Annotated in this window: 22 protein-coding genes; 11 read left to right on the top strand and 11 right to left on the bottom strand. The window is 47.6% G+C overall.

Annotation, left to right across the window (positions count from 1 at the left end; all coding sequences use genetic code 11):
- Position 1: 1 nt before the first annotated feature.
- Together ACFVS2_RS12260 and ACFVS2_RS12255 are read right to left on the bottom strand one after the other, a co-directional pair.
- Entirely contained in the window at positions 2–1,561 is a 1,560-nt protein-coding gene (locus ACFVS2_RS12260) for a hypothetical protein (RefSeq protein WP_390234156.1), read from the bottom strand.
- Between the two features lie 48 nt (positions 1,562–1,609).
- Positions 1,610–2,503: a LysR family transcriptional regulator gene (locus tag ACFVS2_RS12255; protein ID WP_173619183.1), complete on the bottom strand. Its 894-nt coding sequence runs from the start codon at positions 2,501–2,503 to the stop codon at positions 1,610–1,612.
- 247 nt (positions 2,504–2,750) lie between these two features.
- Between ACFVS2_RS12255 and ACFVS2_RS12250 the strand changes: the two genes are divergently transcribed.
- The 6 genes from ACFVS2_RS12250 to ACFVS2_RS12225 all read left to right on the top strand — a co-directional run bounded on the left by ACFVS2_RS12250 (position 2,751) and on the right by ACFVS2_RS12225 (position 9,418).
- Entirely contained in the window at positions 2,751–3,686 is a 936-nt protein-coding gene (locus tag ACFVS2_RS12250) for a dipeptidase (protein ID WP_390234153.1), read from the top strand.
- Between the two features lie 35 nt (positions 3,687–3,721).
- Positions 3,722–4,780 carry a DmpA family aminopeptidase gene (locus ACFVS2_RS12245; protein WP_390234150.1) on the top strand — a complete coding sequence of 353 codons (1,059 nt, stop codon included), beginning with the start codon at positions 3,722–3,724 and terminating at the stop codon, positions 4,778–4,780.
- A 71-nt stretch (positions 4,781–4,851) separates the two neighbouring features.
- Positions 4,852–5,661, top strand: a complete 810-nt coding sequence (locus ACFVS2_RS12240; protein WP_173619180.1) for an alpha/beta fold hydrolase — start codon at positions 4,852–4,854, stop codon at positions 5,659–5,661.
- Between the two features lie 231 nt (positions 5,662–5,892).
- Positions 5,893–6,417, top strand: a complete 525-nt coding sequence (locus tag ACFVS2_RS12235) for a hypothetical protein (protein ID WP_173619179.1) — start codon at positions 5,893–5,895, stop codon at positions 6,415–6,417.
- Positions 6,418–6,841: 424 nt separating this feature from the next.
- A complete protein-coding gene (locus ACFVS2_RS12230; RefSeq protein WP_390234146.1) occupies positions 6,842–7,939 on the top strand; it encodes an NAD(P)-dependent alcohol dehydrogenase in 1,098 nt (365 codons plus the stop codon).
- An 18-nt stretch (positions 7,940–7,957) separates the two neighbouring features.
- Complete coding sequence (locus ACFVS2_RS12225) at positions 7,958–9,418, top strand: aldehyde dehydrogenase family protein (protein WP_390234143.1); 1,461 nt, start codon at positions 7,958–7,960, stop codon at positions 9,416–9,418.
- 504 nt (positions 9,419–9,922) lie between these two features.
- On the opposite strand, the gene ACFVS2_RS12220 is transcribed toward ACFVS2_RS12225, so the two are convergent.
- Positions 9,923–10,075 (bottom strand): hypothetical protein, encoded by a 153-nt coding sequence (locus ACFVS2_RS12220; protein ID WP_390234141.1) that lies wholly within the window; start codon positions 10,073–10,075, stop codon positions 9,923–9,925.
- 80 nt (positions 10,076–10,155) lie between these two features.
- Between ACFVS2_RS12220 and ACFVS2_RS12215 the strand changes: the two genes are divergently transcribed.
- Both ACFVS2_RS12215 and ACFVS2_RS12210 read left to right on the top strand, forming a co-directional pair.
- On the top strand, positions 10,156–12,093 hold the full coding sequence (locus tag ACFVS2_RS12215; RefSeq protein WP_390234138.1) for a sigma-54-dependent Fis family transcriptional regulator: 1,938 nt from the start codon (positions 10,156–10,158) through the stop codon (positions 12,091–12,093).
- 87 nt (positions 12,094–12,180) lie between these two features.
- Entirely contained in the window at positions 12,181–13,506 is a 1,326-nt protein-coding gene (locus ACFVS2_RS12210) for a serine hydrolase domain-containing protein (RefSeq protein ID WP_390234135.1), read from the top strand.
- Positions 13,507–13,614: 108 nt separating this feature from the next.
- On the opposite strand, the gene ACFVS2_RS12205 is transcribed toward ACFVS2_RS12210, so the two are convergent.
- Complete coding sequence (locus ACFVS2_RS12205) at positions 13,615–13,950, bottom strand: DoxX family protein (protein WP_390234133.1); 336 nt, start codon at positions 13,948–13,950, stop codon at positions 13,615–13,617.
- Positions 13,951–14,036: 86 nt separating this feature from the next.
- Complete coding sequence (locus tag ACFVS2_RS12200) at positions 14,037–14,462, bottom strand: MarR family winged helix-turn-helix transcriptional regulator (RefSeq protein WP_390234131.1); 426 nt, start codon at positions 14,460–14,462, stop codon at positions 14,037–14,039.
- A gap of 209 nt (positions 14,463–14,671) precedes the next feature.
- On the opposite strand from ACFVS2_RS12200, the gene ACFVS2_RS12195 reads away from it, so the two are divergent.
- The 3 genes from ACFVS2_RS12195 to ACFVS2_RS12185 are packed head-to-tail and all read left to right on the top strand — an operon-like array spanning position 14,672 to position 17,793.
- A complete protein-coding gene (locus ACFVS2_RS12195) occupies positions 14,672–15,991 on the top strand; it encodes an ABC transporter substrate-binding protein (RefSeq protein WP_173619172.1) in 1,320 nt (439 codons plus the stop codon).
- Between the two features lie 18 nt (positions 15,992–16,009).
- Positions 16,010–16,960 carry a carbohydrate ABC transporter permease gene (locus tag ACFVS2_RS12190; protein ID WP_173619171.1) on the top strand — a complete coding sequence of 317 codons (951 nt, stop codon included), beginning with the start codon at positions 16,010–16,012 and terminating at the stop codon, positions 16,958–16,960.
- Entirely contained in the window at positions 16,960–17,793 is an 834-nt protein-coding gene (locus tag ACFVS2_RS12185; protein WP_173619170.1) for a carbohydrate ABC transporter permease, read from the top strand. Before ACFVS2_RS12190 ends, ACFVS2_RS12185 begins: the two co-directional genes overlap by 1 nt.
- On the opposite strand, the gene ACFVS2_RS12180 is transcribed toward ACFVS2_RS12185, so the two are convergent.
- From ACFVS2_RS12180 to ACFVS2_RS12155, 6 genes are all read right to left on the bottom strand, one after another.
- Entirely contained in the window at positions 17,790–18,671 is an 882-nt protein-coding gene (locus ACFVS2_RS12180; protein WP_390234126.1) for a phosphotransferase family protein, read from the bottom strand. The two genes, ACFVS2_RS12185 and ACFVS2_RS12180, sit on opposite strands and share 4 nt — an antisense overlap.
- Before the next feature lie 69 nt (positions 18,672–18,740).
- A complete protein-coding gene (locus ACFVS2_RS12175; protein WP_390234124.1) occupies positions 18,741–19,187 on the bottom strand; it encodes a hypothetical protein in 447 nt (148 codons plus the stop codon).
- Between the two features lie 134 nt (positions 19,188–19,321).
- Entirely contained in the window at positions 19,322–20,215 is an 894-nt protein-coding gene (locus ACFVS2_RS12170) for a DMT family transporter (protein ID WP_390234122.1), read from the bottom strand.
- A 22-nt stretch (positions 20,216–20,237) separates the two neighbouring features.
- Positions 20,238–21,566, bottom strand: coding sequence for a sodium:solute symporter family transporter (locus tag ACFVS2_RS12165; protein ID WP_390234120.1), 1,329 nt, complete (start codon positions 21,564–21,566; stop codon positions 20,238–20,240).
- A complete protein-coding gene (locus tag ACFVS2_RS12160) occupies positions 21,563–22,267 on the bottom strand; it encodes a response regulator transcription factor (protein ID WP_173619166.1) in 705 nt (234 codons plus the stop codon). The genes ACFVS2_RS12165 and ACFVS2_RS12160 overlap by 4 nt, the downstream gene beginning before the upstream one ends.
- A gap of 4 nt (positions 22,268–22,271) precedes the next feature.
- The gene (locus ACFVS2_RS12155; protein WP_390234118.1) at positions 22,272–23,060 is read right to left on the bottom strand and encodes a sensor histidine kinase; all 789 of its coding nucleotides are present in this window, start codon (positions 23,058–23,060) and stop codon (positions 22,272–22,274) included.
- Positions 23,061–23,182 lie beyond the last annotated feature (122 nt).

Here is a 23,182-nt window from a genome sequence, read left to right as displayed (position 1 = left end):
GTTACTCCTCTTCGACGCTCTCACTTCCTTGTTTCGGGGGAAATAGTCTCTGTAACTCTCGTTTATTGTAATATTCATTTTGCAGAAGAGTGGGTTCAACTGCGTAGGCTAGCTCGGGGCTTTGTGGTGCCACGGATTCCAATGTGATGTGGATGCTTTTAATGGGGTACTTGATTTCAGTTTTGGGGGATTTTTTTTGATTCCTCTTTTTGTTTTTACTTTTACTTCCTAGTTGGGGGTTCGCTACAGGTTCGGCGATGTTTTGTACTTCCTCCACCACTTCTATATTTCCTTGGAAGAACAAATGGTGTGCTGTTTCGTTTATCGCATCTGTATCCCCCTCTTGCAAATCTCGTAATGAGAGTTTCGATCTCTCGATGAGGAGGTTGATCTCGGGCTCTAGGAGCTCTTGAGTAATTGTTCCATGTGGATCGTCTTTCCAAAATGTATTGATCGCCTGCACATCGCCCGCAAAGTATTCCAACTTATGCCGAGCGTAAATGTGCTTCCAGCATTTTTCGGAAATGACTACTTTCACTTTGATTTTTTCATCAAATTTGGTTAGCTGGTAATCCCAAGTAAAGGTCGCTTCCTTGAAAGCATCTTGTACGTCTTGTGTGTCTTGCGTGTTTGGTTTCGCTGTTTTGTCTTTTCCATACCCTAATAAATGCTGCTCTGAGCCCAAATCCTCTAACTTGCTTGCTCCCGTTTTTAGCCATTCTGCAGGTACACGCTTCACATTTTTCGTTTCAGATTTGTACCAGATGGTTTCATCATAGCCTGGTTCCTTCGTGAACTCCTGACGTACCTTCTCCAAGCAGGTCTTTATGTCATTCATTATTTTGGAAAGCTCTTCATCCATCTCTTCGGCCAGATCATCATCTTGCTTCGTTTTTGGAAACAGCATGGTCAAATGGTAGAGCTTACGTATAAACGAATCGATTTTTCTTAGTTGTTCAGAGATTGCCTTTTCTCTGGCGATGATTGTCGACTCCTTAGCCATGCTTACCATCTCAATTTGAGGATCGAATTTTGAACCGGGATTCCCAGTCGTTTCTTTAAATCCAGGCACCAAGTTCTTATAGAAATTCACCAATTGAATCCTCGTGCATTTTTCATCGTTATCGGAGACATCTTTTACTTCGCGTATAAGTTGAGCGTAGGATTCCTTGGCTGCCTTAAATGTTTCGTTCGGCAATTGCCGGATACCCTCTAATAATTCGCTCAACGTGATCAGCGAATGCTGGGAGATGGTATGATCCATTTGCATCTCATCATTTTGAAAAGCTTCGCTTCTAGCTTCTTCTGCGGTTGCTCGACGAGCCGTATTATGGCCATCTTCGTCTTTAAAGCGTTGAATTGGCTGTTTGTTAGGCACGATTCCCTGCCTCTGGGATTTCATTAATTGAATCAGTGTACGATTTCCAATCGATTTCTGCAGCTGGATAAGGTGTGACGGGCTATCTCGCTTGATGGATGCAGAAGGTGGGGGCATCGTTTTGTGGAAGGGCTGCTGCAGAGTGGGTGTTTTGGCTACGTGTTCGAATAGATGAGACGACATGGGAAATCACCTCCAGGGGATCTGTATGAATAGTATGTGGTGGCTATCCTACTGCTGCAAGGCTTTACTCTGCATCAAAAAGTCGATAAACGTACGCATAATCCCGTGAACAGGTGTATCCTTGAGGTAAATCAGCTCGAAGTTCCGGTTGATTTGCGGCAGATTCAGGACGTCTACTTCCTGCAGCTCGCCTTCACTCAAGTCCTTGGAGATGGCAAAGCGAGGCAAAAAGGCGATGCCCAGCCGTTGTTTAACCATCCGTTTCACGACTTCGATGTTGTCAGCCTCCATGACGACATTGTTTTGTAGCTGAAAATGGCTGAACGCATTGTTGATCAGCTTCCAGTCGAGCGAGCCCCGATTGAACAAGATCAGTCGTTCACGTGCGACTTCTTCAATGGAAACCTGATGGCGGAAAGAAAATGGATGGTCGGGATAAATCGCTAAGACCATGTCATCCGGCATCAGTTGAATCCGGTTAATCTGTGGATGGGTAACAGCACGAGCAATTCCGAATGACACCTCGTGGTTCAGAACCATATCGAGCACCTGATGGGAATGTCCGGTGAGGATCGTCAGCTTGATTTTGGGGTACAGCTGTTGGAATTGCTGGACGAGGTCAGGCAAAATGTAAAAGGCGGAGACAAAAACGGTGGAGATGGTCAATTCTCCCTCTACATCGCCTTGTGATCGCTGAATCGCTTGCTGTCCCTCTTGTAGCATGTGCATGATGTTTTTCGCATAGGGAAGGAACAGATCGCCTTCCTTTGTAAGAGAAATCGTATGACCCGTACGTTGAAACAGCTTACAGCCCATAGTCGTTTCGAGTGCCTTGATCCGCATGCTGACCGTGGGCTGTGACAGATAGAGCAAATCAGCCGTTTTGCTGAAGCTCCCGGTCAGGGCGACAAAGATGAATGCTTCAATTTGCTCCATATTCATGAGTAGTGGCTCCATTATGTGAATTTTTAAATCGTGTAGAAAAGTTTACGTGCTTTACAGTGTAAAAGCGACCATGTTTAAACTTTCCGCAAAAACGCGGCTGCTCCTCCTCGGACATGCCTCGATCATGTTTTCTTAAGTGACTTATAGCAATAATTTATTGGATTCGCTCTCCAAAATACATTACCTTAAAATTAACAGAATAGGTAGTGTTCTCAAAGGAAATTAGTACAAGGGGTGGATAAAGATGACCAAGATGCCGATTATCGATTTGCACTGTGATGCACTTCTGAAAATTTGGGAGAAAAATGGGGCTCTGTCCTTTGCGGATGCGGACGAGCTAGACGTCAACAGAAAACGGCTGCACGATGGCGGGGTAAAGCTGCAGTGCTATGCGATCTGGACATCGCCTGAATTGTCCACGGAGCAACGTTTTCAAAAAGCTTTGGATCAAATTCATTACTTTTATACTGAGGTGCTCGGAAAACATCCAGAAATGAAACAAATTCGTGATTGGAGCGATCTCGACCATTTGCAAGAGGGTGAGATCGGAGCATTGCTGACGTTGGAAGGTGTAGAGCCAATCGGCAACGATTTGAAGAAGCTGCACATTTTGTATCAGTTAGGCGTTCGCTCTGTGGGCCTCACCTGGAACTTCGCGAATCTAGCTGCGGATGGTGCGCTGGAACCGAGGAATGCCGGACTGACAACTTTTGGCAAGGAAATCATTCAGTTTCACAATGAGCATAAAATGTTGACGGACGTCTCACATCTAGGGGAGGGCAGCTTCTGGGATACGATTGAGCTCGCTACATACCCGATCGCGAGTCATTCAAATGCACGAGCGATCTGCGACCATCCACGCAATCTGACGGATGAACAGGCAAAAGCGTTATTTGCCAAAGGCGCGAATGTACATGTCGTCTACTGCACTCAGTTTATCAATGAAACGATACCAACCACGATAGATGATCTGATCAAGCATATCGATCATTTTTGTTCACTCGGTGGCGTGCGTCATATCGGGCTCGGCTCCGACTTCGACGGCATTACCGCAAAGGTCGTGGGCTTGGAGCATGCGGGTCAGAGCCAAAACCTGATCAACGAGCTGCTCAAGCATTTTAAGGAAGAAGAAGTGCACGGGTTTGCCTATGAGAACTTTCTGCGCAATCGTCCCGTGTAAACGATCGGCACAGCCTTACGAAAGGAATGGAATGCATGACGAAAAAAATTCGGCAGCTCGGTGCGACAATCGGGAGGCTGCCGGTCGGTAAGAAAAATGACATTACGGATGTAGCCGGAGTCCGAGTGGGACATGTGACGATCCAGCATGAGCTGGACAACGACGACTATGCATGCACAGGAGTGACAGCTATTTTGCCACATGGCGGTAGCTTGTTTCGCGAAAAGGTAACCGCAGCCAGCTATGTGATCAATGGCTTCGGAAAAACGACGGGACTCGTGCAAGTAAATGAGCTGGGGTTATTGGAATCGCCGATCATGCTCACCAATACGTTTTCCGTTCCCGCAGTTACACAAGGGACTCTGCAATACATGCTGGATACGAACGAAGAGATCGGGGACACGACCGGGACGATCAACATTGTCGTGGGCGAATGCAACGATGGTCATCTCAATTCCATTCGCCGCTGTGTCGTGCGCCCAGAAGATGCTCGAGAAGCGATTCAGAACGCAACGGACCAGGCCGTAGAAGAAGGAGCTGTCGGGGCAGGGACGGGGATGATTGCCTTTGGCTATAAAGGTGGTATCGGCTCGTCTTCTCGTCTCGTTGTGGCTGAGGAGCAGGTCTATACATTGGGGGCTTTGGTACTAAGCAACTTTGGCAACAAGAATGATTTCTTGGGAGCAAATCTGTTCACAAGCTGTAAAAGCAATGAAAACGCAGTAGAGAAGTCCGAGGATGGCTCCATCATCATCGTACTGGCGACAGATGCGCCGCTCAGTGATCGACAACTGCTTCGGGTAGCAAAGCGCGCAGGAATCGGCTTGGGACGAACGGGGAGCCATTTTGGGCACGGGAGCGGCGACATCGTTATCGCTTTTTCCACAGCGCAAAAAATCCCACATCAGACAACAGCCATTACGGAAAACCGCGTGCAATTACGCGAGGATCACCCGATCATGAACGAGCTGTTTGCTGCTGCGGCAGAAGCGACAGAGGAAGCCATCTACCATTCTCTTTCGCAAGCAGTCACGACTAGGGGAAGAAAAGGACGCATCGTTCATGCGTATCCAAGTCAGGACTTAGGAGAGTAGTAACATAACCTTACAACTGGTGACATACCTTGAGTGTAAAGAGTGCATGGTGTGAAACAGGAGGTAGGGTTATGTACATTGAAGTCGAAAAGGGTGTCACGGTTTTCGTTGAAGACCTCAATCCTGGCCCGAATAGCAAAACGATTTTTTTCGTTCACGGCTGGCCGCTCAACCATAACATGTATTCCTACCAATTCAACGTACTTCCTCAGCATGGGTTCCGCTGTGTTGCTATGGACATACGCGGCAACGGCCAATCGGACAAACCGTGGAGCGGCTATACGTATGATCGCTTAGCAGATGACATCTATGTCGTTTTGGAAGCATTAAAGATAAGGGATGCCGTCTTGCTAGGTTTTTCAGTGGGTGGAGCCATTTCGATTCGGTATATGTCTCGTTATGAGGGACGCCATATTTCCAAATTGGCGTTAGTGGATGCGGTTTCTCCTTCCTTTGTGAAAATGCCGGGTTCTCCATACGGCGTCCCGAAGGAGCAAGCAGATGGGCTGATCAGTCAGATGTACGCCAATTTACCTGAGTTATTAAACACGGTTTCTTTGCAGTTTTTCAATCGAAATTTAGGGACTGCTACGCTCCAGTGGTTTGTCAAAATGGGGCTGGACTCCGCGTCCTATGCGCTCATCAAAATCATGCAAGCAGCATCGAGAGAGAATGTAATCAATGACTTGAGTCAAATCCGTGTGCCAACCGGAATCTTTCATGGGATTCACGATCAATTGATCCCATTCAAAAGCGCCGAGCTCACCCAGCAGCAAATCAAAGGGTCGAAGCTGTTTCCGTTTGATAACAGTGGACACGGTTTGCCAATTTGTCAGGCGGATGATTTTAATAAGAAGCTGATGGAGTTTATTAACGCTTGATATGGAGAGGTTTAGAAAGCCGATATTTCTGCCTTGGTGCAGCATATCGGTTATTTTTTTAGAAATTACCAAAATATCGTTTTCAATCGCACTGAAAGCTGGCACGTCTCCTTCTGTTTATTTTAAAAAAATAGATGAGGGTAGTGCTCTGAAAAACGATGAAATTTATGGACTTAGTGTTCTGGGGATTACATTTGATGAAATGGTGTTCTTTGAAGCGGAGGTGAATCGATGAGCCAAATGAAAGTTGTACCCGTCGAAGTTCCCTGGATGATCAGTCCCTCCCATGATTTTGCCGGTTTTACTGGTTATGAGGATCGGGAAGTAAGCGTGGAAGTGATGTGTGGATTTAATCAAAAGCGATACGACGAGGTCATGTCTAAGCTACAAGAGCAATACGGGGATGACATTCCAGACGACGAATACAATAAAGCCGGCAGTGCTATGATCAAAATTACATTCAAGGCGATCGGTCTTTTTACGAAATACGGTAAAATAGACGGTTATGAACGATATGATTTCAGCATGCTTGATCCGTACTATGACGGAAGCTTGTCTATCAGTGATGAATGGAACGAAACGAATGTTTGCCCGAACCCTGGATTCTATGAGGTTGTGGAATCGAACGTGAAAGAAGCTTTTGGATTCACATCCCCGCGAGTAAAGCATTGGGTATTATGCGCGCATGATTCATGTATCGATGTGCTGGCCTATTCATTTGAATGGGAGGAGGTAGAATGGGGGAAAGCAAAATAACGGTCGCTCCCAGCTAGAAATACCGAGAGAAATCAAAAGGCATTGCCCATTCTTGCAAACAAGAGGGCGATGCCTTTGTTTTTTGTCTTACTTTGAACAATTTGTTCAATGTGAGCTAGACAACTTGTTCAATTCGTTCAAAGGCAATCGACAAATGTACGCGTAGAAAAAGTGCGGATAGAGTCCGGATTTCGTTCCTTTTCAGTTGAAAGATATGATTGGCATGAAAGTTGCTAATAGAATAATCCTCGGAGAAGAGAAACTATTACGTTACTCTCGACGCACAACACTCGATTGGATTTTTCTTCATTTCCTACAGCAAGGTGCTATATTCAGGTGTCTTTACGAAATCATAAATGAATCTGGTAGGTTAATCCTCGAAAAATGATCGAGTGGTGCGAAGAAATCACCGGAGGGATATTTTATGCAAATGAAAGCTGCTGTTACTCACTCAAAAGGTGAAGAATTTCGTATTGAAACAATTCAACTCGATGAACCTAAGAGCGGAGAAGTTCTGATTCGCGTCGTAGCTTCTGGAATTTGCCACACAGATATGATTGCGCGTGATCAAGAATATCCTGTTCCGCTTCCTGCTGTTTTGGGCCATGAAGGTGCGGGAGTAGTTGAAAAGGTAGGCGAGGGTGTTACTTATGTACAGCCTGGCGATCATGTGGTGCTCGGTTTTGCCCATTGCGGAAAATGCCACTATTGCTTGAGCGGACGCCCGTATGTATGTGAAAGATTTTTCGAGCTGAACTTCCTTGGCAATATGGAAGATGGGACAAAAAGACATCACTGCGAAGAGAAAGGATTGTCCAACTTCTTCGGTCAGTCCTCTTTTGGAACGTACACGATTGTAAATGAGCGCAATCTGGTGAAAGTAGACAAAGATGTGGATTTGGCTCTTTTGGGACCACTTGGATGCGGTATTCAAACAGGTAGTGGAACGGTTATAAACAGGCTGAAGCCAGAGGCAGGATCAAGCATTGCCGTATTTGGTGCAGGAGCGGTTGGCCTTAGCGCGATCATGGCTGCGAATGCAATCGGCTGCGGCACGATCATTGCGGTCGATGTGCATGATAACCGTCTTGAGCTGGCAAAAGAACTGGGTGCGACCCATGTCATTAATGCGCGAAACGTTGATCCGGTAGAAGAGATCAAGAAGATTACCAATGGCGGCGTAAACTATGCAGCAGAAACTGCTGGTCGACCAGGCGTGTTGCGTCAAGCTGTCGATGCACTCACATTCTGCGGAGTCGTAGCGCAAATCGGGGCACCTCCACTCGGAACCAATGAGAAAATCGATACGAACGACTTGCTCTTGCTCAACAAAACTATTACGGGCGTGGTAGAAGGGGCTTGCGTACCGCGCATTTTCATTCCGCAGCTGATCAATTTGTACAAGCAAGGGAAATTCCCGATGGACAAGCTGGTAAAATTCTATCGTTTCGATGAAATCAACCAAGCGGTAGCCGATTCTCATAGCGGTAAAACAATCAAAGCAATCATCAAGATGGACTAAGCTAGGAGGACACTTTATATGAGCAACATTTTCAACGAGTACACAAAACAATTCATTGATGGCGAATGGCGAGAAGGAAAGAGCCAGAATAGCTATACCAACCGCAACCCATACGATCAATCCGAGCTGGTGAGTATCAAGCTGGCTACGGTTGAAGATGTAGAGCAGGCGTACCGATCTGCAAAAGCAGCACAGAAAGAGTGGGCAAAAACGAATGCGTACGTTCGCTCTGGCATCATTCACAAAATCGCAGAAGTGGTAGAAAAAAATCGTGAGCTGCTCGTGAATATTTTAGTCTCCGAGACAGGCAGCACATTTGCAAAAGCAAACGCGGAAGTTGATTTTGTGGTCGGCGATATCAAGGAATATGCTTCCTTGCCATTACGGATGAAAGGCGAAATATTGCCTTCCTTCATTCCGGGCAAAGAAAACCGCGTCTACCATCTGCCAGTTGGGGTAGTAGGTGTAATCAGTCCGTTTAACTTCCCACTGTACTTGTCTATCCGTGCCATCATCCCTGCTCTGGCTACTGGTAACGGCGTTGTGGTCAAGCCGGATCTGCAAACATACATCTCCGGTGGATTGGTCATTGCGAAGCTACTTGAAGAAGTTGGACTGCCAAAAGGCTTGTTTAACGTAGTTGTTGCAGATATTGCGGAAATCGGCGATGCCATGATCGAAAATCCGATTCCAAAAGTCATTTCCTTCACAGGCTCTTCCGCTGCTGGTCGTCGAATCGGTGAAATCTGCGGCAGAAACTTGAAGAAAGCTTCTTTGGAATTAGGCGGAAACAACGTGATGATCGTCCTGGAAGATGCAGATATCGAGCAAGCAGCAAGTGCGGCTGTCTTCGGGAAATTCCTCCACCAAGGACAAGTTTGCATGGCGTTGAACCGCATTATCGTTCATCGCAAAATCTATGATCAATTTATTGACGCTTTCGCGAAAAAATCTTCCGTCATCCAAGCGGGCAATCCAGCAGACCCGAATACCTTTGTCGGTCCGCTTATTAACGAAAGACAAGTGGATAAAATTCAAGGCTTGGTCGATCAAGCAATCGCGGAAGGTGCGCGTGTCATCAAACGCGGTGAAGTAAAAGGCACACTGATGGAGCCAGTGATTCTGGCAGATGTCACGAATGATATGGCGACAGCAAAGAATGAAGTATTCGGTCCTGTTGCCAATATTTTGCCGGTGGATAGCGAAGAGGAAGCAATCCGCATCGCAAACGAAACTGATTTTGGCTTGAGCGGATCTTTGTTTACACGCGATTTGGAGCATGGTGTAGAAGTCGCTCTGCAAATCGAAACAGGTATGATGCATATCAACGATCAAAGCATCAACACCGAGCCGAACGTACCATTTGGCGGAGAAAAATCATCCGGCTTGGGACGCCATGGCAGCGACTGGTCTCTGCATGAGTTTACGTCTCCACGCTGGGTATCCATTCAGAAGGAAACTCGTCCGTTTCCGTTTTAATAGATAAAAGCCAAATCCCTTCCGTTCAAAAGACCGAAGGGATTTGTTTTTTTAAGTAGCTGTAGTGGGGGAAGAAGCGCATTTCCAGTCTACGCTTCGGCCTACGCCCCGCAAGGGGGATTGACTGCCCGCTCCGGAATAAATGGCGGGAGCGCTTCAAACGTAGAAGTTTCGAGGAAGAGTTCCATAAGTGAAGCTTAAATTCCCCGCCATTTATTCCGGAGCTGGGTTGGGCTCCAGAGGCACTTGGACTGGAAATGCGCTTCTTCTACGTGGCTTTTGTCAAAGTCTTTGATCTTTTATTCATGGGAGGATGCAATGATCTCGGAAGCTATTCATCGAAGTATCTTCGTAAGCTTAATCTGAGCAATAATCTTTTTAGCGAGTAAAACCACCGTAGCTGTAAGAGAAAAAAGAAGAAATAAGCGAAAGTCTTTGGGATACCAACCGAAGCGTAATGGAAAAAAGGAAACCTGCCTTTAGCGTCCACCTCTGAGACGCTCCTTAGATGCGCGACTTTGGACGCGGGTTTCGTTTTTTCCATGGAGCTGGGCAGAACTGCCTCACGGCAGGTAGACCAAGAACTTGAGCGTTTTCTTCTTTTTTCTCTTCACCACTAAAGTCTGGACCAGGGTCTTGCAGGTCTTTGAAGCTCATTACTGGCAACAGCTGTAGAATGCCATACGGTATAGAGGTATAATAAAAGAAGGAGAGATAACTAGATGGGAGGGTAGGCTATGTACAAAAATCGGATGAATGCCAGAGAGACGTTTCTCTCTGCTGGACAAGTGAAGGCTGATGTTCCCGTCAGTATTTCAGAGTCGTGGAGCAGGAGCCTGTCCTATAAAATCGATCCGAATTTGCGAAAAACGCCTGAAGTACTCAACCAAATGGATGTCCACATGCTACAGGAATCCAGCTTGTTATACCATGCATATCAATCGATTATCCCAAAGATCCAATCTTTCATTCATACAAAATACTCCATCATGCTTGCAGATCATAAAGCGAGATTACTCCATGTCAATGCCGACCACCAATTGATGGAGCTGTTAACCAGCTTCAATGCAGTTCCAGGTGGAGTGTGGAGCGAGGAGCTATGCGGAACGACTGCGTTCGGCACCACCCTCGTGGCGGGGCAGCCAGTCGTCATCCATGATGCACAACACTTTTGTGAGAGCTGGCAAAACATTTCCTGCGCGGGTGTGCCGATTTTTCATCCGATCACGAAACAGGTGATTGGCGTATTGGATTTGACGAGCTTTGCAGAAGACTTTCCTGCCCATGCCTTGGTCTTAACACAAACGGTTGCGAAAAGCATGGAGATGGAGATTTTCAATCAGCTTCAAATTCATCGGCTGTATCTCGAAAATACGTTTTTAGAAAAAGAGCTGTCCATTACCAATGATTTACTGGTGGCCATTGATTTGGAGGGGCAGATCGTACGGAGCAATGATCCGACTACGAGCGACCAGCAGGAGTGGTGTAACAGATTCGACTGGCAGCGCTTCTTCCAATCTTGTCAGGAGCAATCCGACCTTTCCTTGTTATCCACAATCGTTCCGGCTGAGCGGCCTTTGCCTTTTTCTCCCGATCCTGCTACAGGCAGACTTCAGCTCGTGTACTACAAAAATCGGATGATCGGTGCGCTTATTCAAATGCGCCGCCAACCTGCGCGTTCTGCGAAAATCGTTGAAATTGCCGACAATCCATCCCAAAACCGTGGACTGGCTATCAAGGGAACTACGAAAGAAATGGTGGGAGAGTCACCACAGTGGCTTGGTTTGCTGCAAAAATTGGACAAGGTCGCTGGGCGTAATATGTCTGTGCTCTTAATCGGGGAAAGCGGAACAGGGAAAGAAGTACTATCCCAGTACATTCACGACCATAGCTTGCGAAGACATAAGCCTTTTGTTGCGGTAAACTGCGCCGCTTTTGCCCATGATCTGGTCGCGAGCGAATTGTTTGGCTATGCGCCGGGGACGTTTACGGGCGGCTTGAAGGAAGGGAAAGTGGGGTTGTTTGAAGTTGCGGACGGGGGCACCTTGTTCCTGGATGAAATCGCGGAGCTCCCACTGCCGATTCAGGCGATGCTGCTGCGCGTATTGCAGGAGAAGCAAGTGACCCGCATCGGAGAATACAAGGCTCGCCCTTTAGACATTCGGATCGTCGCTGCCAGCAATAAGGATCTGAAAAGAATGGCTGACGCTGGACAATTCCGTTTGGATCTCTACTACCGGTTGAATTCGATAGAACTAAAAGTCCCACCACTGCGCGAGCGAAAAGAAGACATCGTCCCGATGGCCGAACACTTTTTGGGCGCTCACAGACACGGATCATTTGCATACCGCTTAATGCCCGACACGATGGACGCACTGCGATTATACGATTGGCCAGGAAATGTCCGTGAGCTGAAAAATGCGATCGAGCATGCTGTCGTCTTTGCAGATGATGACCGAATCTTCCCATGGCATATACCGGATATGATCCAAGAGTCAACAGGGACAACGGAAGACAGCAAACGGCTTTTGCAGCCCACGCCGCTAGATGATGAACGTACGCAAATCGTGAAAGCATTGAACGATAGCCGCTATAACTACACAAAGGCAGCGAAGCTGCTGGGGGTTTCCCGGGGCACATTGTACAATAAAATGAAAAAATATGAGATTACGTAGAAAAGGAGTGTTCCTAAGGCATGTTGAATGGCTTTGGGAACACTCTTTTTGCTAACTAGAATCTATAGCCAAAGGCAGGGGAATAGAATGGACCACGCAAGCGTTTCAGCTCTAGAAGCATTTGTGCAGCAGTTTATGGAGAAGGAAAAGGTGCCGGGCCTCTCCATTGGCATCTCCCGGGATGGTGAGACCATCTATCAAAAAGGCTTTGGTGTCACCGATCTGGGGACGAATCAGCCAGTAACACCCGGGACCATTTTCGGTATTGCTTCGGTTACCAAATCAGTTACGGCTGCTGCCATCATGCAGCTAGTGGCAGAAGGCAAGCTGACAGTTGACGACTCAATTCGCAGCTATTTGCCTGATTTACAAGTAAAGGGGGACATACATACTGACAAAATCACAATTCACCATTTGCTCTCTCACACTTCAGGTGTTCCACCGCTGCTGCGTCGTGAAGAACTGACGAGACTCCCCGAGCATATTGCCTATTTGAACGAAGTCCAATTTGTCCCCCTTGGTGCGCCGGGGGAGTATATCAGTTACAGTAATGACATGTTTCTCCTGCTAGGAGCTATTATCGAGCGTGTCACTGGGCAGCGCTACCGTACCTATGTAACAGAACGCCTGCTAGCGCCGCTCGAAATGAATCGCTCGACCTATAACCTGGAAGAAGTCGCTCGCTTTTCCGATGTCTCCGTCCCTTATGTCAAAGGGGAGGAGCAGCAACTAAAAAAGGTGCCGTGGCCCACGCTTGGCAATTATGAAGTGGGGGGAGGCATTCGCTCCAATGTCGTTGATTTGCTGAAATACGGTCAGCTCTATATCAATGCCGGGCGCTATAAAGAGAAGCAGGTAGCAGATGGAGCCTCGCTTAGAGCCATGTGGCAGCCGGTTCATCGACTGACAAAAGACGCCTGGTATGGCTATGCGCTCAAAACAACCCCCAATTATGCAGGAATAACGCTAGTTGAGCATGGGGGCGGTCAGCCAGGGGTGTCGTCGAACTTCGGGTTTGTACCAGAAAAAGGTCTAGTCGTCACCGTTCTTTCCAACCTGGAAAACGTGCCGATCCGGGGCGTATGGCTGGCTGCTGTGAATGCTGCCCTTGGTTTGCCGCTTGCACACAAAGAAGACGAAGCTCCGCTTTATACGCCAACGAGAGAAGAGCTAGAGAAGCTCGTCGGGACGTACACGTCAGGGGAAGGCGGAAGATTGCGACTCTTCCTTCGAGACGAAGCTCCTGTTGCAGAGGTAGCTGGTATGGAGTACGAGTTACGGGCCAGCAGCCACGATACGCTGATCGATGTACAAAACGGTCAACCGCTCCGCTTCTTTTTCAAAGAACAGCAGCAAGCATGGGCAGTCCTCATGGGGCTGAGAATGCTTTGTAGGAATGAAAACAAGTCCTAGACTGACTCAATAAATGAAACAGCGGCGACCTACGACATGATAATAATGTCTTGGACTCGCCGCTGTTATGACTGTATCCTTAGTTTGGTTGAGATTCCCCTGCCTAGACTAAAAATGATACGTCGAGATTAAAAAGGACAAAAAGGAAAGAACGAGCGCCGGTATTGCTTTCGGAAAAGGATCTCTAGCAATCACGAGTAGGATGAAGGCAGCTACCAACATGGTCACGCCTAAAAGTAATCCTGATAGTAACGCAGCGATCGAAAACCATATTCCAATAATCAAGCCAATGGAACTGATGATTTCAATAAAGCCAGTTAAGAAGTTAAAGAGGGGAGGGAGTCCAAATCGATCAAACTCATTCGCCATTTTACCGGAAATAATTTTTGTACCTGTAAACATAAAGAAGATCGCAACAATGACTTGCAAAACGATTAGGATCATGACGGCTTCCTCACTTTCGTTATTCCGTATCAAATTGAATATATGCTATAGCATGTATTTGATGGAGAAAGTATCTGCATCTCCATTTATTCATCTTTTACTACTTGGTATAGTTTGTCGAGCAATGCATGCAATTCTGCAATCTCTACATCGGTAAGGTTTTGCGTTACATGGTTATGCGCTTCGGTAACAACGGGTAGAAGCTTTGATTTTAGCTCCATCCCTTTGTCACTCAGCAACAAGTTATGAGAGCGTTTATCCGCGTCATTTAAAGTGCGAATGACGATTCCCTTTTTTTCAAGCGAGTAAATCATTCTGACGACTGTGGTTTGATCGCGGTCAATAGCATCTGAAAGTTCTTTTTGTGTTATCGCTCTTTCTCCATCCATTACACTAAGAATTCCCCATTGCTCTGGCGTGATCTCAAATTGTTTTAACCTCTTCTTAAAATAGTTCGTCATTTTCATATCTGTACGGTGAAGAAGAAATCCAGTCAGATTGAATAATTCCATAAAGAATCCAAACTCCTTCGTATACATGCTGTAGCATATAAAATGCTAACTTATTTATTCCAGTTAGTCAAATAAAAGAGTGCCGGGAAAGCCTCACTGAAAAAAGAGTAAAGAAAACGAAAAAACTGGTAAAAATATTAAAACTCATAATTCAGAATATTTAATATAATACGAACTGTCTTACAAAAAGATCATGAGGGGGTTCGTGTATGGGATTTCGTTCCTGGATTTCTGTGGCGCTCCAATTAACGATGGCGACAGCATTGCTTGTAGGCTGTAGTCAGCCGACGGCCACTCCTGACTCAGCATCGTCGTCAGGTACGAATGGCGTCACGCTAAAAATGGTCGAGAGCATTACTAGCCCACAACGAACTGCGCTGTTAAAAGAAATGCTAGCCCAGTTTGAAGCGAAGAATCCGGGGATCAAAGTCGATCTGATTTCACCTCCATTTGAAGGAGCGGATCAGAAGATCACACAGATGCTGATGGCAAAAGAAGAGCTGGACGTACTAGAGGTTCGCGAATTTAATGCCAAGCAGTTTTCGATGAACGGCTTTATTGAAAATTTGAAGCCCTACACAGACAAATGGCAGAATTACGATCAGCTGACCGATGTCGCCAAACGTCGAGCCACTTGGGTGGACAAAACTCCTTATTACATTCCGAATGGACTATACCAGCGCGTCTTGTATTATCGGACGGATTGGTTTAAGGAAGCAGGGATCGAGGTGCCGAAGACGTGGGATGAGCTCTTGGTCGCAGCTAAAAAGCTGACGGACCCAGCCAAAAACCGCTACGGGTACAGCTTCCGGGGAGGTGCGACTGGGTGGGATTATGCGTTGATCACCATGTGGGCCTATAACGGGACAGAGGTCGACCCTGACTCAGCCTTTTTCATGAAGGATGGACGCACGCTCTTCTCCACGCCACAATCACTGGAAGCGATGCAGTATTATAAACAGCTTTACAAGGAAGCCTCACCAAAAGATTCGGTGAGCTGGGGCTTTCAGGAGATGGTACAGGGCTTTGTAGCGGGTTCGACTGCCATGCTGATTCAAGACCCTGACGTCATCGATGGAGCCAAGGAGAAGATGCAGGAAGGGACGTGGGCGACCGCTCCGATTCCGATTGGTCCTTCAGGTGTCGCGCAACAAGTAGTCGGTGGACCAGGCTGGGGGATGGCTTCGTACTCGAAGCACAAGGAAGAGGCGTGGAAGCTGATTGAATTCCTCTCTGATCCTGAACAGAGCACTCATTTTGCGAAAAAGACTTCCACGATTCCTGTCGTGAAGAGCGCGGCAGAAGATGAGTTTTACAAGTCAGGTTACTTCCAGCCGTTTATTGAGATGAGCCAGCAGCCAACGAAGTTCCTCGATGTTTCACGTCCTGTGGATTACAAAGGCTGGGGAGCTTGGCAAAGCACGGCGGATAAAGATATTCAAAGCTTTTTGCTCGATCAGCTCACCGCAGAGGACCTGTTGAAAAAATGGGATCAATACTGGACGAAAGAAAAAGACGAGCGAAAGTAGACGTGGGGGGATGGTAGCTTGGACACACAAAAACCCATCGTCATGACGACGAAGCAGGTTGTGCCGGAAGGGAAGAAATCGTTCCAGATCTCCAAAGAAGGTCGCTTTATATTTTTGTGCTTATTGCCCGCCCTTTTGTTTGTTTCGGTCTTTACGTATTATCCACTCGTGCGTGGAATCATCATGTCTTTTCAGAACTACACGCTCTTTGACTTGATGAATATTCAGTTCATCGGGCTGGACAACTTTGTGAACGTATTGACAAGCCCAGACTTCCCGCGAGTTGCCATGAACAGCTTTTACTGGGTGTTTTTCTCCCTTGTCTTTCAATTGCTGTTTGGCTTTATGCTGGCCCTCTTGATGCGTAAAAAATTTCGCGGGAGAGGGATTTATCAGGCATTTGTCTTTTTCCCGTGGGCGATGTCCGGCTTTCTGATTGGGTTAATTTGGCGGTGGATGTTCAATGCCCAGTTTGGCGTCATTAACGATTTGCTCTTGAAAACGGGCCTGATTGATGCGCCGATCTCCTTTTTGGCGGATGGCGCTTGGGCGATGGCTGCTGTCATTATCGCGAATATATGGTATGGCGTCGCGTTTTTTGCCATCATGATCCTGGCAGCCCTGCAATCGATCCCAGAGGAGCTGTACGAAGCAGCAGCGATGGACGGAGCGGGACGGATTCAGCAGTTTTGGAGAGTGACGCTGCCATATATCATGCCTACGATGCTGGTGACGATCCTGTTGCGGGTGATCTGGATTCTCAACTTCCCGGACATTATTTACGCGATGACAAATGGAGCTCCTGCAGGCTCCACGCATATATTCGCTACCTACATGATCGATAAAGTCATCTTTGGACAAGACTACGGGCAAGCCTCGGCAGTGGGTGTCATCATCGTGCTGATTTTGATGTTATTCACGATCTTTTACGTGAAAGCGACCAAAGTAGAGAAGGGAGGGGACTTCTGATGCACCGTGAACATCTAGGGTGGAGGACTGGTAGAGCGATTGTATTGACCTTGTTTCTTGCGTTCGCGATTTTCCCGCTGTATTGGATTATCATTACGTCGCTCAAAGGTCAAAAGGAAATCTTTTCGCTCCCGATTCAATATTGGCCGGAACAGGTGACACTGATCAACTACTTGGAGATCTTTCAGATTTCCCACTTTCAGGTATATATCTGGAACAGCTTTCTCGTTTCCTTGGTCGCTTCGGCTATGGTCGTGTTCATCTCGATGCTCGGCGGTTACGTGTTGGCCCGCTTTTCGTTTCAAGGGAAGCGGCAGGTGATGTTCGGATTTCTCGTCACCCAAATGATCCCGATGTTCATTGGCATGGCGCCGTTGTACATGATGATGTCCAAGATGCACATCTTAAACAGCCTGTTTTCGTTGATGCTCATCTACACGGTCATGCTGATTCCATTTTGTACGATCATCATGTCTGGCTTTTTCCAACGAATACCCAACGCCTTGGAGGAAGCAGCGATGATGGACGGCTGTTCCCGGTTGAGCGCCCTGTTTCGCGTCATCGTGCCGATCATGCTCCCCGGAATTGCGGCCACGTTTATTTTCGCCTTTGTGCAATGCTGGAACGAGCTGATTATGGCAGTTCTGTTCATTGATGAAGAGTCGGTCAAAACGATTCCCGTCGCGATGAATGCCTTCATCAAAAAGTACGATATCGAGTGGGGAGCGATGTCGGCAGCTACGGTGCTGTCAGTCATCCCGACGATGCTGCTGTTTGCCTTTTGCCAAAAGTACTTGGTGGAAGGGCTCACGCAGGGTGCCGTAAAAGGCTAGATGTAGTCCCGCATGCCGGCTTGGTACGCTGTCTCATCATCGTTTTCCAAACCGAACAGCGCTTCCTCCAAGGCAAATGTACTGCGGTAAAATCTCATCCTTGTCATCACCTGCTCAAGCTGGGGGTACACCGGAGTGAAATGCTGCAAAAACGGTTCCCCGTAGCTTGCGCAGAGTCCTGCGAGGTCGTATGCCGGATCGCCCACACCCGAGCCTCCAAAGTCGATGATGCCTGTGATGCGTTGTTTTGCCGGGGAGTACAAGATATTCCCTGTGCCGAAATCTCCGTGAGTCAAGCAAGGCTGAAAACCAAAGTGGGCAGGGTCTGCCAGGTACGATTCGAACCGCTCAGCTACATCCTTTTTCGCTTGCTCACGCATGGCTGGGAACAGCTGCGATAGAATCTGTTCATACAGCTCAGTCAACTGCTTGGCCATGTCAAAATCGCAGGAGATAAGCTCCGGGAGCAAGGAGGAGACGGGAAGCTGGTGTAGTTCATGAAGAAATTGTGCCAGCTGGGCAGCGACAGTCGGTACCGAGTTTTGAAGAGAGGCTGCTTGAAAAGCTTCTCGGGTAAAAGGCTCACCTTCGAGTAGCGGATATCCGGCAAACACCTTCCCAGGTAGTTCCTCGGCAAAGGACAAATAGATCGGAGCTGGAATCGGCAGGGAGAGATATGGTTTTACCGTACGTAAAATGTTCGTTTCGACCTTCAGTTGCTCGATTCCGGCGGTATATTTCGGGAAGCGAAACACGTACGCGTCATTGACGATGAGCACATCATTGTTTTGACCCATTTCGTTAAAGTTGGCGGAAGTGATGGTCAATTCTGGATACGTTGCTTGAATGTGTTGGATATACGCTTGCGTTGTCGTCATGATTCTCCTTCCAATACCCCGCATTTCGAAAAAAGAGCACTCTCCCCTAAGGAAAGTGCTCTTTTGTATTTACGATGCTGCCAGTTCAAATCTGACGAGCGTTTCTTTGGTGTCTGCGAGCTTTTCTAGTTCAACAATTCGCCAGTTAGGGGAGATTGTCCTGCGCATCCACGCCAGTGCATCGTCTGGTAAGCGAACGTGGTGCAGCGCTGTTTCCTCGACTTGATAGTCACGCTCCGCTTGGATGTTGTAGCGTTTGTTCAGCAAAAATTTGATCCCGTTAAAAGTGGTGAACTTGATCTGGTAGCCTTCGCGAATCGCAGCTTCCAGCGTAGAGGGATCATTTTTGGACAGCTCAAAGAGATGGGTGTAATCGTATTTACCGCCCTCCACGTCCGAAAAAGGCGCAGGGTCACCTGTTCTCAGCTTGTGGATGATTTCTTCCTCGACGAATCCATGGGCACGGGCTGCCTCTAAGAGCATCGTTTCCCACTGGGATAGTTTTACGGTAGACATGGACTGTCCTCTCCTCTTATCACGATGTAACGGTACAGACTCGCCCGCTTTCTTCTAGTATAAAGCAACGAAATTGTACTTCTCAACTACAATTCCGACTGTTTTAGTATGAAAAGTGCGGCGAACTGCTTTACTCAGGATGAAAACGAGGAGAGCTTCTTCTTTTCACGCGGCCCCTTGGAAGTTGTGGTCAAGGTCACCCCCGCGATGATGAGAATCGCACCGAAAAATTGTACGGCTGTTACAGGCTTTGCCAGCAATAATAAGCCAAAAAGCATGGCAATAAACGGTTCCAGATTGGCAAACATCGCGGCTTTGGCAGCGCCCACCTTCTGTAGTTGACTGTTCCAGATTAGGGTCACAATGCCGTGCATGACGACAGCGGTGACAAACAAGAGAAGCCAGGATGAGAGGCTGGTGCTTACCGTGGCCGCAGGAATGCTGATCAGGACAAAAGGCAGCATCGATCCGAAGCCGATCAAATTGGATACGAGTGTCGTCACGAGTGGAGGGAGTCGATGTCCCAACAACCTGACGAGTATGATCGACGTAGCGAACGTCAGCATCGTCAATACAATCCAGAGGATACCGACATCAAAATGCAGCTCTGCCCCTGTATAAATGACGAATAAAACGCCTGATGTTCCAATCACCGAACCGATTGCCATGCGGCCAGTCAGCGATTCTTTCAAGAACAAGGCAGCCAAGAGAGCCGTTGTAATCGGCGTCAGCGCCAGGATCAGGGCAGAGGTGGTCGGATCAGCTGTAACGAGACCTTTATAGAAGGACCACTGGTTGATGAATACGCCGACAACTCCCAGTACCGCGAGCAAGAGCCAGTCCGTACGAGAGAGCTTTGGCATTTTTAGACACCCTCTGGACCAAATGAGCAGAAACAACACGATAAACAAGAGACGCATAGCCGACAAAAAGAGCGGAGAAAACTCGGCGACGAGCATTTTCCCGAAGACGAAATTGCTGCCCCAAGCGGTTACGCAAAAAATGAGTAGCAAGTAGGAGCGTAGCATAGGATTCGTTCCTTCCTGTGGGTCAGCGAGTGTGATCCGGCGTTCGGATGTACCGTTTCCATAGCCAGGTCATGCACAAGTAGGCCGTTAAGACCAGAGCTGTACATAAGGAGGCAATCCAGATTGCCATCATGGGATCGACGTACATCCGGCTGCTATAGCCTGCGACGAATCCCATTACTGCGCTGATCAAAATGAAAGTAGGTGCCTTCCCCTTCGTCAACACGATGACGACGACAGGCAAAAACAGCGAGGCATAAATAATGCCAAAGAAGAACAGCAAATCCAGCAAGGTCGGCTGGAAGTAGATCGTCAAACCATACGAAAGCGCGCCGATGGCAATGGCAAGGATGTAGCCCAAACGGATTTTTTGCCGTTCAGAAGCGTCTGGGCGGAACAGCTGATAGACGTTGTTGACCATCAGACTGATCATGGAATGAAGACCTGCACCAAAAGCGGACATGATCGCACCAAAGGCACAGAGGACAAATAATACAAGCAAGATCATCGTGTCAATCTTGCGTACGAGATCAAACAACAGCGAGTAAATATCATCAAAGCCGCCCGTAAAAAGAACGATGATGATCAGCGAGGAAAACGCCAGTGGTACGGTGGCAAAAATGAGTCCAGACACCAGAAAGGTAGGGACGATCTTTTTCTCTTCCATCATATAGAGCCGCTGCCACGATGCCTGATCGACAAACACTTGACCAAACCCAATTAACAGCCCGGTAATGATAAAAAAAAGACCCTCGTTGTTGTTGAGCACCAGAAGGTAAGGATGGTAAAGGCGCAGTCCGTTATAGACGTGCTCGACCCCTTTTCCAACGAAAAAGTAGACGGGAATCAGGATGATGGCCGCAAACGTAATGACAATTTGTACGATGGCAAAACGATGGATCGAGCGGATACCTCCGATGCCTGCAAACAGCACACAAAATCCAAAAAAACAGAGCAAGCCGAGCGGGATCGGTAAGCCAAACAAGATGTTCAGCAATACGCCCCCAGCCATTCCCTGGACGAACATCGCTTCAATCGTGGTAATCAAAAGGATGATGATCATCAACCAGTAACCAAAAGGATGCAGCTTGTCCCGCATGTAATCCCCGATGGTCATCCCTTCTGATAACTCACGGCGGACCTTACGCCCAAGCAGTCCAAACATACTGAGGGCAAATGCTCCCATCAAAGCGAAGCCGATCCCGCCAAATATCCCGTATTTGACGAGTGCTTCCGGTGAACCGAAGATCGTGTTTCCGGTCACCCAGCGGGCGAGGATTGAGACGACCCCAAGCCCAATGCCGATCTTTGCTGCACCTACCATGTATTCGCGAAACGATAAGTAGGTCAAGATACATTCCCCTTGTCCCGGTATTCTTTCGGGGTTTTCCCCACTACCTTGCGAAAAATGGTGCTGAAATAGTGTTGGCTGTTGAAGCCAGTCCGCTCGGCAACCGTCGATATGCTCCAATCAGGGTGAGCGATCAGGAACTTCTTCGACATTTGAATGCGGTACTGCATTAAATACTCAGAGAATGAGACGCCTACTTCTTCATGAAAACGGCGGCTCAAATAGGTAGGATTGATATGGACTTCTGCGGCAAGATCAGCCAAATTCAGCTTCTCCGCGAATTTTTGATGAATGATGTTCATCGCATCGGAAATAATTCGGGTGTAAGCGGAGAGGGCAGGGCTCTTCTGATATTTTTTCAGAATGTCGACCAGCTCGCTCTCAATGACGGGCTTCGTGATGTAATCGACGACACCGAGACGGATCGATTGCTTGGCATAATGGAAATCTTGATAAGCCGTGACAATGATGAGCTCGATGTCTTTGTGCTGGGCTCTCAGCTCTTCGCCAAGCACCAGCCCGGATTTCCCCGGAAGATTAATGTCCAGAAAGGCGAGATGAAGAGGAACCTTCTGGCTGATCGCCATGGCTTGACTGCCATCTGCGGCCTTGTAGAATTTCCACAAGGGGAACATGGGCTGAATCAAATACTCGAGTTGGTCCAGCTCCAACGGTTCGTCATCCACGAGTAGTACGTTCATCTTCTCACCTCAGATCGATTTGTTCATACGTACAGGGCCACCTGACAGACACAAGAGTTCCTCCCTCAGATATCGGAGCAAGCTCCAGATGTGCATGATCACCAAAACAAAGGTGGAGCCGCCTGCGGATGTTGTCTAACCCGTGACCGCTCTCCTCATGTGGCTGTTCAGTTTCGATCTCACTTTCATTCTGGAATGCTGTGAGTCCGGAAGAACCGTTGTCGATGACCGTAAGCAGGACATCGTCATCTTTTCGGCTTATGCGGATGTCTAAGGTAGCTTCGCCCATTTTTCGTTCCAATCCATGCTTAAATGCGTTTTCCACGAGCGTTTGCAAGACGAATGGCGGAATCGATGCTTGCAAGAGATCCTCTGCACAATCTAGCTGAATACGGAGCCGATTGCCGAAACGCAGCTTTTGAATCTCCAAATATTGTTCCGTGTACGTAATCTCCCGCGCCAATGAAATCAACGGCTCAGTGGATTTGTATTTAAATTTGAGAAACTGGGAGAGGACTTCGAGCGCTCTCACCAGTTCCTTCGTTCGGTTCAATCGCGCCAGACTCAGAATGACATTTAACGTATTAAACAAGAAGTGAGGCTGGATTTGTTGATTCAACTGATTGTAGAGCGCTTGCTGTAGCTCTTTTTCCAGCTCGATCTTCAGATTCTTGTTTTCTAACAGATCAATCCGCTTCTCGAAAATGAACAGAAACAATAAAGCAATAGCTCCTATGATAGGAGCCAAAATAAACAGTAGAATGAGCAATGTGAAACCTTCGAAGCTTATCATGAGATCCCTTCTGTATGGATAGATTTTGCAGTTACCATCATATCATGCTGCTTCGTTATCGCTTGCGTTTTTAGAAAATTTTAATCTCTTTACGGTAAAGTTCAAAAAGTCGGCTTTTCAGC

The organism is Brevibacillus sp. NPDC058079, from assembly GCF_042885155.1.
In the GTDB taxonomy this organism is placed as follows: Bacteria; Bacillota; Bacilli; order Brevibacillales; family Brevibacillaceae; genus Brevibacillus.
The sequence above is the reverse complement of the archived record's forward strand: the minus strand, read 5'-3'. Positions and strand labels throughout refer to the sequence as shown.

Bases quoted from the DNA above. Each gene is read 5' to 3' on its own strand.
- ACFVS2_RS12260 (WP_390234156.1), bottom strand. From the start codon at position 1,561: ATGTCGTCTCATCTATTCGAACACGTAGCCAAAACACCCACTCTGCAG.
- ACFVS2_RS12255 (WP_173619183.1), bottom strand. From the start codon at position 2,503: ATGAATATGGAGCAAATTGAAGCATTCATCTTTGTCGCCCTGACCGGG.
- ACFVS2_RS12250 (WP_390234153.1), top strand. From the start codon at position 2,751: ATGACCAAGATGCCGATTATCGATTTGCACTGTGATGCACTTCTGAAA.
- ACFVS2_RS12245 (WP_390234150.1), top strand. From the start codon at position 3,722: ATGACGAAAAAAATTCGGCAGCTCGGTGCGACAATCGGGAGGCTGCCG.
- ACFVS2_RS12240 (WP_173619180.1), top strand. From the start codon at position 4,852: ATGTACATTGAAGTCGAAAAGGGTGTCACGGTTTTCGTTGAAGACCTC.
- ACFVS2_RS12235 (WP_173619179.1), top strand. From the start codon at position 5,893: ATGAGCCAAATGAAAGTTGTACCCGTCGAAGTTCCCTGGATGATCAGT.
- ACFVS2_RS12230 (WP_390234146.1), top strand. From the start codon at position 6,842: ATGCAAATGAAAGCTGCTGTTACTCACTCAAAAGGTGAAGAATTTCGT.
- ACFVS2_RS12225 (WP_390234143.1), top strand. From the start codon at position 7,958: ATGAGCAACATTTTCAACGAGTACACAAAACAATTCATTGATGGCGAA.
- ACFVS2_RS12220 (WP_390234141.1), bottom strand. From the start codon at position 10,075: ATGAGCTTCAAAGACCTGCAAGACCCTGGTCCAGACTTTAGTGGTGAA.
- ACFVS2_RS12215 (WP_390234138.1), top strand. From the start codon at position 10,156: ATGTACAAAAATCGGATGAATGCCAGAGAGACGTTTCTCTCTGCTGGA.
- ACFVS2_RS12210 (WP_390234135.1), top strand. From the start codon at position 12,181: ATGGACCACGCAAGCGTTTCAGCTCTAGAAGCATTTGTGCAGCAGTTT.
- ACFVS2_RS12205 (WP_390234133.1), bottom strand. From the start codon at position 13,950: ATGATCCTAATCGTTTTGCAAGTCATTGTTGCGATCTTCTTTATGTTT.
- ACFVS2_RS12200 (WP_390234131.1), bottom strand. From the start codon at position 14,462: ATGGAATTATTCAATCTGACTGGATTTCTTCTTCACCGTACAGATATG.
- ACFVS2_RS12195 (WP_173619172.1), top strand. From the start codon at position 14,672: ATGGGATTTCGTTCCTGGATTTCTGTGGCGCTCCAATTAACGATGGCG.
- ACFVS2_RS12185 (WP_173619170.1), top strand. From the start codon at position 16,960: ATGCACCGTGAACATCTAGGGTGGAGGACTGGTAGAGCGATTGTATTG.
- ACFVS2_RS12180 (WP_390234126.1), bottom strand. From the start codon at position 18,671: ATGACGACAACGCAAGCGTATATCCAACACATTCAAGCAACGTATCCA.
- ACFVS2_RS12175 (WP_390234124.1), bottom strand. From the start codon at position 19,187: ATGTCTACCGTAAAACTATCCCAGTGGGAAACGATGCTCTTAGAGGCA.
- ACFVS2_RS12170 (WP_390234122.1), bottom strand. From the start codon at position 20,215: ATGCTACGCTCCTACTTGCTACTCATTTTTTGCGTAACCGCTTGGGGC.
- ACFVS2_RS12160 (WP_173619166.1), bottom strand. From the start codon at position 22,267: ATGAACGTACTACTCGTGGATGACGAACCGTTGGAGCTGGACCAACTC.
- ACFVS2_RS12155 (WP_390234118.1), bottom strand. From the start codon at position 23,060: ATGATAAGCTTCGAAGGTTTCACATTGCTCATTCTACTGTTTATTTTG.